The organism is Kutzneria sp. CA-103260, from assembly GCF_018263855.1.
Classification (GTDB): Bacteria; Actinomycetota; Actinomycetes; order Mycobacteriales; family Pseudonocardiaceae; genus Kutzneria.
This window is the reverse complement of the sequence record NZ_CP073318.1, coordinates 10863183-10876900: the sequence shown is the minus strand read 5'-3', so window position 1 is coordinate 10876900 and position 13718 is coordinate 10863183. Positions and strand designations below refer to the sequence as shown.

Annotated in this window: 14 protein-coding genes; 4 read left to right on the top strand and 10 right to left on the bottom strand. The window is 71.5% G+C overall.

The genetic code is table 11. The features are described 5' to 3' along the window. The first annotated feature begins 69 nt into the window (after positions 1–69). Complete coding sequence (locus JJ691_RS48855) at positions 70–321, top strand: hypothetical protein (RefSeq protein ID WP_211766173.1); 252 nt, start codon at positions 70–72, stop codon at positions 319–321. 25 nt (positions 322–346) lie between these two features. On the opposite strand, the gene JJ691_RS48850 is transcribed toward JJ691_RS48855, so the two are convergent. From JJ691_RS48850 to JJ691_RS48825, 6 genes are all read right to left on the bottom strand, one after another. Then, on the bottom strand, positions 347–1180 hold the full coding sequence (locus JJ691_RS48850) for an aldo/keto reductase (RefSeq protein WP_211766172.1): 834 nt from the start codon (positions 1178–1180) through the stop codon (positions 347–349). A 198-nt stretch (positions 1181–1378) separates the two neighbouring features. Further along, the gene (locus JJ691_RS48845) at positions 1379–2542 is read right to left on the bottom strand and encodes a sensor histidine kinase (protein ID WP_211766171.1); all 1164 of its coding nucleotides are present in this window, start codon (positions 2540–2542) and stop codon (positions 1379–1381) included. A gap of 1 nt (position 2543) precedes the next feature. Further along, complete coding sequence (locus tag JJ691_RS48840) at positions 2544–3263, bottom strand: response regulator transcription factor (protein WP_211766170.1); 720 nt, start codon at positions 3261–3263, stop codon at positions 2544–2546. Positions 3264–3328: 65 nt separating this feature from the next. Continuing rightward, complete coding sequence (gene dxs / locus JJ691_RS48835; protein ID WP_211766169.1) at positions 3329–5263, bottom strand: 1-deoxy-D-xylulose-5-phosphate synthase; 1935 nt, start codon at positions 5261–5263, stop codon at positions 3329–3331. Between the two features lie 541 nt (positions 5264–5804). Continuing rightward, positions 5805–6608, bottom strand: a complete 804-nt coding sequence (locus tag JJ691_RS48830) for an NAD-dependent epimerase/dehydratase family protein (RefSeq protein ID WP_211766168.1) — start codon at positions 6606–6608, stop codon at positions 5805–5807. Next, complete coding sequence (locus tag JJ691_RS48825) at positions 6608–7003, bottom strand: nuclear transport factor 2 family protein (RefSeq protein WP_211766167.1); 396 nt, start codon at positions 7001–7003, stop codon at positions 6608–6610. Before JJ691_RS48825 ends, JJ691_RS48830 begins: the two co-directional genes overlap by 1 nt. Before the next feature lie 87 nt (positions 7004–7090). Here JJ691_RS48825 and JJ691_RS48820 point away from each other — a divergent pair, with 87 nt between their 5' ends. Beyond that, the gene (locus JJ691_RS48820) at positions 7091–7876 is read left to right on the top strand and encodes a helix-turn-helix transcriptional regulator (RefSeq protein ID WP_211766166.1); all 786 of its coding nucleotides are present in this window, start codon (positions 7091–7093) and stop codon (positions 7874–7876) included. Here JJ691_RS48820 and JJ691_RS48815 read toward each other — a convergent pair. Both JJ691_RS48815 and JJ691_RS48810 read right to left on the bottom strand, forming a co-directional pair. After that, the gene (locus JJ691_RS48815; protein ID WP_211766165.1) at positions 7866–9053 is read right to left on the bottom strand and encodes a class I SAM-dependent RNA methyltransferase; all 1188 of its coding nucleotides are present in this window, start codon (positions 9051–9053) and stop codon (positions 7866–7868) included. The genes JJ691_RS48820 and JJ691_RS48815 overlap by 11 nt on opposite strands. Continuing rightward, a complete protein-coding gene (locus JJ691_RS48810) occupies positions 9050–11065 on the bottom strand; it encodes an APC family permease (RefSeq protein ID WP_211766164.1) in 2016 nt (671 codons plus the stop codon). The genes JJ691_RS48815 and JJ691_RS48810 overlap by 4 nt, the downstream gene beginning before the upstream one ends. 152 nt (positions 11066–11217) lie before the next feature. On the opposite strand from JJ691_RS48810, the gene JJ691_RS48805 reads away from it, so the two are divergent. Both JJ691_RS48805 and JJ691_RS48800 read left to right on the top strand, forming a co-directional pair. After that, the gene (locus tag JJ691_RS48805) at positions 11218–11883 is read left to right on the top strand and encodes a potassium channel family protein (RefSeq protein WP_211766163.1); all 666 of its coding nucleotides are present in this window, start codon (positions 11218–11220) and stop codon (positions 11881–11883) included. Next, positions 11883–12545 carry a potassium channel family protein gene (locus tag JJ691_RS48800; RefSeq protein WP_211766162.1) on the top strand — a complete coding sequence of 221 codons (663 nt, stop codon included), beginning with the start codon at positions 11883–11885 and terminating at the stop codon, positions 12543–12545. Before JJ691_RS48805 ends, JJ691_RS48800 begins: the two co-directional genes overlap by 1 nt. A 79-nt stretch (positions 12546–12624) precedes the next feature. Here the strand turns inward: JJ691_RS48800 and JJ691_RS48795 are convergent, their stop codons facing one another. Both JJ691_RS48795 and JJ691_RS48790 read right to left on the bottom strand, forming a co-directional pair. Further along, on the bottom strand, positions 12625–13344 hold the full coding sequence (locus JJ691_RS48795) for a DUF3159 domain-containing protein (RefSeq protein WP_211766161.1): 720 nt from the start codon (positions 13342–13344) through the stop codon (positions 12625–12627). Then, a complete protein-coding gene (locus JJ691_RS48790; protein WP_211766160.1) occupies positions 13341–13718 on the bottom strand; it encodes an OB-fold nucleic acid binding domain-containing protein in 378 nt (125 codons plus the stop codon). The genes JJ691_RS48795 and JJ691_RS48790 overlap by 4 nt, the downstream gene beginning before the upstream one ends.

Here is a 13718-nt window from a genome sequence, read left to right as displayed (position 1 = left end):
GTGACGGTCGCCGCCTGCGCGGGCAGGCCAACCGCTGGCGCGCCCACCACAACGTCCACAGTGGACCCGGTGAGCGTGTGCGTGAACCAGATCGTGTACTGGGCCAAGGACATCCTCGGCAACGCCAAGGACTACGGCCTCGACTACCAGGAGATGGGCCTCGACGGCGACACGTACGAGGCCCTGAAGGCGCTGGTCGACCGGGCCCGCAAGACGCAGCCGCTGCCGCCGAACTGGTTGCCGGATCAGGCAAAAGCCGCCTGCATGAAGCTGCCCGCGCGGCCGACGAACACGACCACGGCCAAATACGGCTGGCCCTGACGGCCAGCCGTATCCGAAGGATCCGTCAGGCGCCGAGGTTGAAGGTGTCCGGGTCCGGGCCGGTGCGGTGGCCGCGCTCCAGGCCGGTGATCGCGGCCAGGTCGTCGCCGTCCAGCTCGAAGTCGAACACCGCGATGTTCTCGGCGATCCGCTTCGGGGTGACCGACTTCGGGATCACCACGTTGCCCAGCTGCAGGTGCCAGCGCAGGACGACCTGGGCCGGCGTCTTGCCGTGCTTGGCGGCGATGGCGGTGATCTCCGGGGCGTCGAGGACCTCGCCCTGGGCCAGCGGGCTCCAGGCCTCGGTGGCGATGCCGTGCTCGGTGTGGAAGGCCCGCAGCGTGGCCTGCTGCAGCGCGGGGTGCAGCTCAACCTGGTTGATCGACGGCAGGGTCAGGCCCTCGTCGAGCAGCCGGCGCAGGTGGCTGGGCTGGAAGTTGGAGACACCGATGGCGCGGATCCGGCCGTCGGCGTGCAGCTTCTCGAACGCCTTCCAGGTGTCGACGTACTTGTCGGCGGCCGGCACCGGCCAGTGGATCAGGTACAGGTCCAGCTGGTCCAGGCCGAGCTTGCCCATGCTGTCGTCGAAGGCCCGCAGGGTGCTGTCGTAGCCCTGGGCCGAGTTCCACAGCTTGGTGGTGATGAACAGCTCGTCGCGGGCGATGCCGGACGCCTTGATGGCCTCGCCGACGCCCCGCTCGTTGCCGTAGGCGGCCGCGGTGTCGATGCTGCGGTACCCGGCCTCCAGCGCCCGGGTGACGGCCTCGGTGGTCTCCTCGTCAGGCACCTGGAACACGCCGAACCCCAACTGCGGGATCTCGACGCCGTTGTTCAGCTTGATGGTGGGGACAAAAGGCATAGGAGACGCTTCCCTCGCACTTTCTCGATTCACGGTCACTGTGTGCAACACAGCGAGCGACGGCTGTTCTTCCACCATGAGAGCCAGGTCTCACCCCCGCAACTCGAGAAACCCGCGAGTCCCGCTCTCGAGCAAGCATGTGTCGAGTTCCGGAACTCGACATTCGGTTGCCTGAGAGCGGGACTCGCGAGGGGTGGGTCAGGTGTCGCGGCCGCTGGGGAGGCGGACGGTGACGGCGAGGCCGCCGCCGGGGACGGCGTCGGCGTGCACGGCGCCGCCATGGGCGACCACGGCGGCCCGCACGATGGACAGGCCGAGGCCGGTGCCGGTGCGGGCGGTGCGGTCGACGCCGCCGCGGCGGAACGGCTCGAAGAGCTCGGCCACCAGCTCGGGGGCGATGAGCTGGCCGCTGGAGCTGACCCGCAGCCGGGTCCACTCGGGATCGCTCTCGGTGGCGACCTCGATCCAGCCCCCGTCGACGTTGTGCCGGACGGCGTTCTCCAGCAGGTTGCCGGCCACCCGTTCGAGCAGGGCGGGGTCGCCGACGGTGGGGGCGGGCGGAGTGGCGAAGTTGGCCCGGACGCCCCGGGCGGCGGCCTCACGGCCGGCGGAGCGCCAGGCGCTGGCCACGACGGCGGCGACGTCGACGGGCTCGTGCACGGCCAAGCCGATGCCGTCGGTGCGAGCCAACAGCAGCAGGGCCTCCACCAGCTGCTCGGCCCGCAGGGCGGCGGTGCCGACGACGTCGGCCATCCGGCGCAGCTCCTCGACGTCGGCGTGCTGGTCGGAGAGCGTGACGTCGAGCTCAGTCCGGATCACGGCCAGCGGGGTACGCAGCTCGTGGCTGGCATTGGCCACGAAACGGCGCTGCGAGTCGAACGCGCCCTGGAGACGGTCGAGCATGGCGTCGAAGGTGTCGGCCAGCTCGGCGACTTCGTCGTCGGGCCCGTTGAGGGCGATGCGCTCGCCCAACGACTCGGCCGAGAGCCGCTGGGCGGTGCTGGTGACCTCGTGCAGCGGGCGCAGGGCCCGGCCGGTGAAGGTCCAGGCGAGCACGGCGGCGGCGATCAGCAGCAGCACGAAGGCGACGACGCCGGCGCTGAGCACCTGGGCCCGGGCGTGCTGCTCCAGCACCTCGCCGAGTTGGGCGGCGTCCACGGCGACGCCGTCGACGACGATCTTGCTGCTGGCCGGCAGCTGCGGCACGGCCCCGCGCACGACGAGGCCGACCAGCAGCCAGCCCAGCCACAGCAGCAGCGCGCTGACCGCGGCGACGATGACAACCGCGACGGTGGTGATGCGCAGCCTCAGCCCCGGGCCCCGCCGCCGGGGCGGGAGTCTGCCGGCGTCGGCCGCGCGCACGTCAACTTTCAGCAGGTCGGGCTCCCGAAGCCGAGTCCAGTGCCGTGCCGGCGACCCGGCCGGCGGCAGGCACACGGTAACCGGAGCCGACGACGGTCTCGATGATGCCCGGCTCCCCGAGCTTCTTGCGCAACGTCATGACGGTGACCCGCACGGTGGTGGTGAACGGGTCGGCGTTCTCGTCCCACACCCGTTCCAGCAGCTCCTCGCTGCTCACCACGGTGCCGCCGGCGGCCATCAGCACCTCCAGCACGCCGAACTCCTTGCGGGTCAGGTCGACCAGCTGCCCGGAGCGGGTGACGGTGCGCTTGGCCGGGTCCAGCTCGACGTCGGCGGCGACCAGCACCGGCGGCGTGGCCGGCGTGGCCCGCCGGGCCAGCGCCCGCACCCGGGCCACCAGCTCGGCGAACGCGAACGGCTTGGCCAGGTAGTCGTCCGCGCCCAGCGACAGGCCCTCGACCCGGTCCTCGATGGCCGAGCTGGCCGTGAGCATGATCACCCGGGTCAGCGCGCCCGACCGCACGATCTCCTGGCACAGCTCGTCACCCGACATCTTCGGCAGGTCGCGGTCGAGCACGACCACGTCGTACCGGGTGACGGTGACCTTCTCGTGGCCGGACTCGCCGTCGAAGGCGACGTCCACGGCCATACCCTCACGCCGCAGGCCCCGGGCGATCGCCTCGGCCAGCGGCTGTTCATCCTCGACTACCAGGATCCGCACCTCTCCACCGTGCCACAGCCCGGCAGGAGGTGCGGATTCGGTGTCAGTCAACCGCCGCGGCGGACCTAGCCGTGCTTGCGCTCCTCGGCGGGCACGTCGGCCGAGGCGGGCGCCGGCTCGCCGATCCGGCCGGCGACCCACTCGGTGACCCGCCGGGCCACGTCCTGGGCGGTCAGCCCGACCTGGGCCAGCACCTCGGACCGGGAGCCGTGCTCCAGGAACTGCTGCGGCACGGCCAGGTCCCGCATCGGCACGTCCACGCCGGCGTCGCGCAGCGCGGCGGCCAGCGCCCAGCCGAAGCCGCCGTGCCGGCCGTTGTCCTCGACGGTGACCACCAGGCGGTGCTCGGCGGCCATCTCGGCCAGCTCCTGGGGCACCGGCAGCAGCCACCGCGGGTCCACCACGGTGACGCCGATGCCCTGGTCGGCCAACCGCTGCGCGGCGGCCACGCCCAGCTCGCCAAAGGCGCCGACGGCCACGAGCAGCACGTCCGAGCCCGTGGAGCCGGCCGGCTTGCTGAGCACGTCCACGGCACCGACGCGCTCCAGGGCCGGCACGTGCTCGACCACCGCGCCCTTGGAGAAGCGCAGCGCGGACGGCCCGTCCTCGATCGCCAGCGACTCCCGGAACTCCTCACGCAGCGTGACGGCGTCCCGCGGCGCGGCGACCCGGATGCCGGGGATGATGCCGAGGATGGACAGGTCCCACATGCCGTTGTGGCTGGGGCCGTCGGAGCCGGTGATGCCGGCCCGGTCCAGCACCAGGGTGACGGCCTGGCGGTGCAGCGCCACGTCCATCAGCAGCTGATCGAAGGCCCGGTTGAGGAACGTCGAGTACAGCGCCACCACCGGGTGCAGCCCCGCCATGGCCATGCCGGCGGCCGAGGTCAGCGCGTGCTGCTCGGCGATGCCCACGTCGAAGCAGCGGTCCGGGTAGGCCTTGGCGAACTTCTCCAGGCCGGTCGGGCCGAGCATGGCCGCGGTGATGGCGACCACGTCCTTGCGCTCGGCGCCGGCCCGGACCAGCTCCTCGGCGAAGATCGAGGTCCACGAGGTGGTCTTCGGGCCGAGCGGCTTGCCGGTGACCGGGTCGATGGCGCCGGTCTGGTGCATCTGGTCGGCCGGGTCGTTCTCGGCCGGCGCGTAGCCGTTGCCCTTGCGGGTGACGGCGTGCACGATGACCGGCCCGTTGAACGCCTTGGCCCGGCGCAGCGCGGCCTCCAGGGCGACCAGGTCGTGGCCGTCGACCGGGCCGAGGTACTTCAGGCCCAGGTCCTCGAACATGGCCTGCGGGGCCAGCGCGTCCTTGATGCCGCGCTTGGCCGCGTGCAGCGCGGCGTAGACCGCCTGGCCGACCACGGGGGTGCGCTGCAGGGTGCGCTTGCCGCTCTCCAGGGCCCGCTCGTAGCCGGGCTGCAGGCGCAGCGCCGCCAGATGGTCGGCGAAGCCGCCGATGGTCGGCGAGTAGGACCGACCGTTGTCGTTGACCACGATGACCACCGGCCGGGTCGGGTCGGCGGCGATGTTGTTCAGCGCCTCCCAGCACATGCCGCCGGTGAGCGCGCCGTCGCCGACCACGGCGACCACGTGCCGCCGGCTGCCGGCCAGCTGGAACGCCTTGGCCATGCCGTCGGCGTAGGACAGCGCGGTGGAGGCGTGGCTGTTCTCGACGAAGTCGTGCGGGCTCTCGGCCCGGTTCGGGTAGCCGGACACGCCGCCGGTCTGCTTGAGCAGGTCGAAGCCGTCGGCCCGACCCGTGATGATCTTGTGCACGTAGCACTGGTGCCCGACGTCGTAGAGCAGCGCGTCGCTGGGCGAGTCGAACACCCGGTGCAGCGCGAGCGTCAGCTCCACGATGCCCAGGTTGGGTCCCAGGTGGCCGCCCGAGCGGGCCACCTTCTCGACCAAGAAGGACCGGATCTCAGTCGCGAGCTGCTCCAGCTCTCCCTGCTCCATCCGCTTCACATCAGTGGGTCCGTGCACGGATTCCAGCAGCGTCACCGCTTCACCTCGCCTTTTGGCGCCGGGGTCAATTCCTCGCCGTTTCCTGCGGAACGTGCCGCCGAAGCGGCGCGTGTCAGTCTACGGAGATCGTGGGATTCCACCTGTCGAGGTGGTGACGGAACGTACCGTCACCACCGGTGGCCCCTCGCCCGTCCAGCAGAGCCGGCGCCTCCACCGGCGGGTCGAGCCCCCGGTCGGGAAGACGTTCGGTGCGCGGAGCGGTTGGCAGTCTCCACACGATCACCACATAGGTGAGTCATTGCTCACTGTGTCTATGGCCCTGCCTCCGGCAGGGCGGCTCGGCCCCTTCGGGGCCACTGCCTCGCCCTTGCTGGATTTTTCGAGCGCCGCGTTGGCTTCGTGGTGGGGCAGGTCGGGTGGCGGCCCTCAAAAAATCCAGCAACCGTGCGAAGCAGCGGCGGGGCCGAGCACTCTGCTGAGTTGGCGGCCGGGGGCGGCTGTCCCCCGGCCGCGATGTCGAACTCGTCGAGAACTGCCATGCCGCCATCGTGGCACCGGAGCCTGACAGCCCCGATGCTCAATCCTGGCGGCAGGCCAGGAATTCCCGGTACGAGCGCGGCGGACGGCCGGTGACCCGCTCGACGGTGTCGGTCACACGATCCTCGAAACCGCCCCTGACCTGGAGTTCCACCTCCCCGAGGCCGGTCGCGAACTCGGGCGGTACACCCTGGGCGGTCAAGTGCGCAACGTACTGATCAACAGTGACCGGCACGTGCCGGGCGGGCCGGCCGGACTCGGTCAGCAGGGCGGCCAGGTCGGCGTAGCTCAGCGCCTCGGGACCGGTCAGCACGTAGTCGTCCGCGACGGGCTCGTCGGTGAGCAGCAGCTCCACGGCCACCGCGGCGATGTCGTCGGCGTCGACGAAGCCCAGCCGGGCGTCGCCGGTGGCGGTGATCATCTCCTGCCGCTCCCGGATGCCCACGGCCAGCCAGTGCTCGTTGACGACGTTCTGCATGAACCAGGACGGTCGCAGCACGGCCCACTCGGGCATCCGCCGCACGGCGTGCCGGATAAGGTCCAGGCCGGGGGTGCTCTCCGGGGTGACGTCGGAGCTGAGCAGCACGACCCGCCGCACGCCGGCGGCGACGGCGTCGGCAAGGAACCGGTCGAACTGCGGGCTCGGGTCGGCGACCCCGACCGGCGCGACCAGGTACACCCGGTCGACGCCGGCGACGACCGGCCCGTACGTGCCGGCGTCGTGCCAGTCGAAGGGAACGGCGGTGCTGCGGCTGACGGCCCGCACATCGGCGCCGCGGGCCCGGAGCTTGGCGGCGACGCGGCTGCCGGTGGTGCCGGTCGCGCCGGTGACGAGGATGGTCATCAGCCGTTCACCGCCCGCGCGGCGGCCACCGGGCTCCAGTAGTCGCGGTAGGACACGACAAGGTCGTCCCGAACAGTGATGACGGCCACATAGGACAGCTCGTACGGCTCCCCCGTGCTCACGGTGATGCCCTTGGCCGTGAACTCGGCCACGGCGATGGCCGGATCGGTGGTCTGGTGCAGCACGACGACCGGGAACTCGCGGATGTCGAGCCGCTCGGGGTAGCCGTCGAGGTAGGCGGTCAGGGCCGCCTTCCCGGCCACGCGGGACGGCTGCGGCGGCTCGGCGAACGGGAACTCGAGCACGGCGTCGTCGGCGAACAGGTCGAGGAAGCCAGCCATGTCCTTGGCCAGCAGCCGATCCAGTGCCCGGCGGATCAACTCGGTGGGTGACATGTCCACCACGGTCGGGCCGAGCGACGCTGGTAACCACGGACTGCTGGTCCGTGGCAGCGTCCCCCGAAAGGATGTCACCCTGAAGCCGTGGACAAGCAGCAGCTCGCCGGTTTCCTGCGCTCCCGCCGCGCCGCGATCCGGCCGGCGGACGTCGGCCTGCCCGACGGTCGGCGGCGCACCCCGGGCCTGCGCCGCGAGGAGGTCGCGGAGCGGGCGCACATGTCCGCCAACTACTACGAGCGGCTGGAGCAGGGCCGCGCCCCGCGACCATCGTCAGAGGTGCTGGCGGCGCTGGGCCGGGCGCTGGCGCTGACCGACGACGAGGGCGCGCACCTGGCGCGGATCGCCGGCCAGATGCCGCCGTCGCCGGGCACGCCGTCGACCACCGTGTCGGCCGGCGTCCAGCAGCTGCTGGACCGCGTCGGCCACCTGCCGGCGTATGTGCTGAGCGCCAAGTACGACGTGCTGGCCTGGAACCGGGCTGCCGCGCTGGCAATCACGGACTTCGCTGCACTACAGCCGCGAATGTGCAACGCGTTGCGGCTGGCCTTCAGCACCGACCTCTGCGTCGGCGACACCGAGCGGTTCGTCGGCCAGGCCGTGATCGACCTGCGCAAGGCGGCCGCCCGCTACCCGGCCGACCCGACGATCCCGGCGCTGATCGACGAGCTGGGGACCCGACACGGCGCGTTCGGCGCGTCCTGGGCTCGGGCCGACCACACCCTCCGCAAACGCTTTCGCCTGCCCAACGGCGTCGCTGTGGACCTGGACGCGCAGACCCTGCACGTGCCCGAGGACGACCAGCGCCTGGTGATCTACTCCGCCGAGCCCGGCACCCCGTCGGACGACGCCCTGCGCAGGCTCACTTCGTGAGCAGGGCTATGCACTCGACGTGGTGGGTCATGGGGAACGCGTCGAAGGCCCGCAGCCGCTCCAGCCGGTAGCCGTGCTCGGCGAAGCCGGCGACGTCACGGGCCAGCGCCGCCGGGTCGCACGCCACGTAGATCACCCGATCCGGCTCGCCGGCGGCGATGGCGTCCACCACGGCCTTGCCCGCGCCCTTGCGGGGCGGGTCCAGCACGACGACGGCCGGCCGGCCGGTCAGGGTCGTCTCCTCCACCAGCCCGGCCTTGAACCGCACCTGCGGCAGGTCGGCGAGGTTGCGACGGCCGTCGGCCACCGCCCCGCGGGCGGATTCCACCACCAGCACCGATCCGTCCGGCCCGACCTGCTCGGCCAGCACCGCCGCGAACAGGCCGGCCCCGCCGTAGAGGTCCCAGGCCGTGCCGCCGACCGGCGCCTGCGCCCACTCGCCGACGATCTCGGCGTACAGGTCGGCGGCCTCGGGGTGCACCTGCCAGAAGCCGTGCGCGTCGACCTGCCACTCCCGGCCGCCGGCCCGTTCCACGGCGACGCCGTCACCGGAGACCACCCGCGGCCGTCCCCGCTGCGGGCGCTCCACGATGTGCATCTGGCCCAGGGAGTCGGCGGTCAGCTCCAGCTCCGCGCCCCGGGTCCAGTGCCCACGAACCACGTCGTCGATGAGATCCGGGTCCGAGATGGTGCACCGCCGCACCGGCACGACCTTGTGGCTGCGGTGCGCCCGGAACCCGGCCCGGCCCTTGCCGTCGACGACCATGCGCAGCCGGGTCCGCCACTCGCCCAGGCCGCCGGGCAGCGCCTCGACCTCGACGTCCAGTTCCAGGCCAGCCAGCCGGCGCAGCTGCTCGGCGACGACCGCCGCCTTCAGCGACCGCTGGGCGTCGGCGGAGGCGTGCTGCCAGTCGCAGCCACCGCACCCGCCGGGATGGGCCAGCGCGCACGGCGGCTCCACCCGGTCGAGTGACGGAGCCAGCACCTCGACGGCATCCGCACGGCAGAACGAGCCGCCCTTGTCCTCGGTCACCTCGACGACGACCCGCTCCCCCGGCAGCGCGTGCCGGACGAACACCACGCGGCCCTCGGCCCGGGCCACGCAGTGGCCGCCGTGGGCCACCGGCCCGACCTCGACCTCAAGCCGACGCCCGGTCCAGGGCTGAGTCTGCGTCACGTCCTCGTCTTCCGCTTCTCGATCGGGGTGTCCAGGCCGCGGCGGATCTGGCCGGGCGAGACCACCCGGTTCGGCTCCCCCCGGTCCTTGGCCGAGGCCAGCTGCCACGGCACGCTGGTCACCATCACGCCCGGCTGGAACAGCAGCCGGCCCTTGAGCCGCAGCGCGCTCTGGTTGTGCAGCAGCTGCTCCCACCAGTGGCCGACCACGTACTCGGGCAGGAACACCGTCACCACGTCGCGGGGGTTGTCGGTGCGGACCCGCTTCACGTAGTCCAGCACCGGCTTGGTGATCTCCCGGTAGGGCGACTCGATCACCTTCAGCGGCGTCCTGAACGCCTGCCGGTCCCACTCGGCGACCAGGTCCCGGGTGTCGGCGTCGTCCACGTTGACGGTGACCGCCTCCAGCACGTCCGGCCGGGTGGCCTTGGCGTAGGACAGCGCCCGCAGCGTGGGCAGGTGCAGCTTGGACACCAGCACGATGGCGTGGTTGCGGGACGGCATGACCGCGTTGTCCCGCTCGGCCTCGGCCATCCGCAGCTCGGCCGCCACCGTGTCGTAGTGCTTGCGGATGGCGGTCATCAGGGCGAAGATCGCCGCCATCGCGGCGATGGCGATCCAGGCGCCGGCGGCGAACTTGGTGATCAGCACCACGATCAGCACCGCGCCGGTGCAGACCAGGCCGATCGTGTTGATCACCTGCGAGCGCCGCATCCGGGCCCGCACCGACTTGTCCTCCTCGGTGGCCAGCAGCCGGTTCCAGTGCCGGATCATGCCAGCCTGGCTGCACGTGAACGACACGAACACGCCCACGATGTACAGCTGGATCAGCCGGGTCACCTCGGCGTCGAACGCGACGATCAGCACCACCGCCAGCGCGGCCAGGAACAGGATGCCGTTGCTGAAGGCCAGCCGGTCGCCGCGGGTGTGCAGCTGGCGGGGCAGGTAGCGGTCCTGGGCCAGGATCGAGCCGAGCACCGGGAAGCCGTTGAACGCGGTGTTGGCCGCCAGCACCAGGATGATGCCGGTGACGAACGAGATGTAGTAGAAGGCCGGCGGGAAGTTGCTGAACACCGCGGCCGCGATCTGGGCCAGGATCGTCTTCTGCTGGTAGCCGGCGGGCGCCCCGATCAGCTGGGTCGCCGGGTCGTCGGCGAAGTTGACCTTGGTGAGGATGGCCAGGCTGATGATGCCGATCAGCATCACCACCGCGACCAGGCCCATCATCAGCAGCGTGGTCGCCGCGTTGCGGGACTTCGGCTTGCGGAAGGCCGGCACGCCGTTGCTGATCGCCTCCACGCCGGTCAGCGCGGCGCAGCCGGAGGAGAAGGACCGCAGGATCAGGAAGGCGAACGCGATGCCGGTCATGGACGTCTCGGCGTGCAGCTGGAAGCCGGCGCTCTCGGCCCGCAGGTCGGCGCCGGACAGGGCCCGCACCACGCCCCAGATCACCATGCCGATGACGCCGACCATGAAGCCGTAGGTCGGGATGGCGAAGGCCGCCCCCGACTCGCGGATGCCGCGCAGGTTCATGGCGGTCAGCAGGCCGATCACCAGCAGGCAGAACAGCACCTTGTGCTCGCCGATGAACGGCAGCGCCGAGCCGATGTTGGCGATGCCGGACGCGGTGGACACCGCCACCGTCAGGATGTAGTCGACCAGCAGCGCGCTGGCCACCGTCAGCCCGAAGTAGCGGCCGAGGTTGGTGGTGGCCACCTCGTAGTCGCCGCCGCCGCTGGGGTAGGCGTGCACGTTCTGCCGGTACGAGGCGACCACGACCAGCATGACCAGCGCCACCACGACGCCGATCCACGGCGCGAAGCTGTAGGCCGACAGGCCGGCCACGCTCAGCGTCAGGAAGATCTCCTCCGGGGCGTACGCCACCGAGGACAGCGCGTCGGACGCGAACACCGGCAGGGCGATCCGCTTGGGCAGCAGCGTGTGCGCCAGTCGGTCACTGCGGAAGGGTCGGCCGAGGACGAGCCGTTTGGCCGCGGTCGCAAGCTTGGACACAACGGCACAGCCTAGGCGAGGTCGTCACCGCATCGGAGCAGTCGTCGGTAGGTTGGGGAACAAACCGGTCCATTGGTGCATTGGGGGGTTGCGGGGGACCCTCGATTCCGCCGCCAGGTACCGTGCAGCCGCATCGCGGAGGAGGACGATTCGTGCACGTGGTGGTCATGGGCTGCGGCCGGGTGGGGGCTTCGCTGGCCAGGTCGCTGGAGCGCCTGGGCAACCAGGTCGCCGTCATCGACAAGAACGGCCAGGCCTTCCGACGGCTGGGCAGCGACTTCCACGGCCAGCAGGTCGTGGGCAACGGGTTCGACCGGCAGGTGCTGGTCGCCGCCGGCATCGAGCGGGCCGGCGCGTTGGCCGCCGTGTCCAGCGGGGACAACTCCAACATCATCGCCGCCCGGGTGGCCCGCGAGACGTTCGGCGTGCAGCACGTCGTCGCGCGGATCTACGACCCCAAGCGGGCGGCCGTCTACGAGCGGCTGGGCATCCCGACGGTGGCCACCGTGCCCTGGGCCACCGACCGCTTCCTGCGGATGCTGGTGCCCGAGGGCCAGGCCGCGGCCTGGCGGGACCCGTCAGGCTCGGTGGCGGTCCTGCCCCTGCCCGTGCACGAGGGCTGGGTCGGCCGCAAGATCGCCGAGCTGCAGGAGACCGTCGGCTGCCGGGTGGCGTTCATCATGCGCTTCGGCACCGGCGTGCTGCCCGAGCCCAGCACCGTCGTGCAGGCCGACGACGAGATCTACGTCGCCGCCCTGTCCGGCACCATCACCGAGATCACCGCGGCGGCGGGCCAGGCACCCGAGGAGAGCCACTGATGCGGATCGCGATCGCAGGCGCCGGCGCGGTCGGCCGGTCCATCGCCCAGGAGCTGCTCGGCAGCAACCACCAGGTGATGTTGATCGAGCGCGACCAGGCGCACTTCGAGCCGCCCACCGTCGAGCAGGCCGAGTGGGTGCACGCCGACGCGTGCGAGCTGTCCTCGCTGGAGGACGCCGGCCTGCAGATGTGCGACGTGGTCATCGCCGCCACCGGCGACGACAAGGTCAACCTGGTGGTGTCGCTGCTGGCCAAGACCGAGTTCGCGGTGCGCCGCGTGGTGGCCCGGGTCAACGACCCGGCCAACGAGTGGCTGTTCACCGAGGCCTGGGGCGTCGACGTGGCCGTGTCCACGCCGCGCATGCTGGCCGCCATGGTCGAGGAGGCCGTCAACATCGGCGACCTGGTGCGGCTGATGACGCTGCGGCAGGGCCAGGCCAACCTGGTGGAGATCACCCTGCCGCACGACACCACCCTGGCCGGGCAGGCCGTCGGCCAGCTCAACCTGCCCCGGGACGCGGCCCTGGTGACCATCCTGCGCGGCGGGCGGGTCATCGTGCCGCAGTCCGACGACCCGTTCGAGCAGGGCGACGAGCTGCTGTTCGTGGCGGCCGCCGACGTCGAGCACGAGATCAGGATCGCCCTGGGCCTGGACCAGTAGTCCGCAGAGTCATGAAGGGCCCCTTCCTGACGTTCAACGTCAGGAAGGGGCCCTTCATGACTGAAAAGGCGGGTCTTGCCTACGCTGGTTCCTCGGCGGGCTTGGGCTGCTCCTGCTCCACCGGGTCGGGCTGCTCCTCGGCCGCCAGCTGGGCCAGGCGCTTGTCGGCCTTGCGGACCGCCCAGACGGTGACGCCGATGGCGATGGCGGTCAGCGGGTAGCCCATGGCGATCCGGGCCACGCCCAGCAGGCCCACGTCGTTCTGGTCGTACAGCCACTGCTGGACCACGAACTTGGACCCGAACACCAGGATCCAGACCAGGGTCGCCACGTCGTAGTAGAGGCGGGCGGTGCGATCGGCGCGCCACTTGAAGCCCGAGTTGTTCAGCGTCGACCAGATCACGCCGGCCAGCGGCCAGCGCACCAGTGCCGAGATCAGGAACGCCGCGCAGTAGGCCAGGCTGCTCCAGATGCCGAAGGCGAAGAAGCCCTTGGCCGAGCCGGTGCGGATGGTGATGAAGGCGCACACGGCGATGCCCAGCAGGCCGGAGATGGCCGGCTGCAGCGGCTCGCGGCGGATCAGCCGCAGCAGCGCGATGGCCACCGCCACGCCGACCGCCGCCCACAGCGCGGCCTGCCAGTCGAACAGGTAGTTGGCCAGCACGAAGACCACGACCGGCACCGAGGAGTAGATCAGGCCGCTGATGCCGCCCATCTGCTCCAGCAGTGTCGGCATCGGCTTGTCGGACTTGTCCGGCTCATCCTCGGACTCGGCCCGCGGGGCCGGCTGTTCGCTCATGAAGTCGTCTGCAACTCGTAGTAGGGGTTGTAGAGAACCTTGCGGCCGTCGCGGACCGCGAGCCGACCCCGGGCCTTGAGGGTGCGCCCCGGTTCGATGCCCGCGATGCGGCGGCGACCGAGCCAGACTAGCGTCACACCCTCGGTGCCGTCGTACAGCTCGGCCTCCAGGGTCGCCGCCGCGTCGCGCGGGCACAGCTCCACGCTGCGCAGCCGGCCGAGCACGGTGACCTCCTCGCCGGACTGGCAGTCGCACGCCCGCTGCGCCCCGACGGCGTCGACCTCGCGCGACAGGTCGTCGGCGTCCAACTCGGTGACGTCGCTGGTCAGTCGGCGTACGAGACGGTTCCAGTAGCCGCCCCTTGAGCTCGCCAT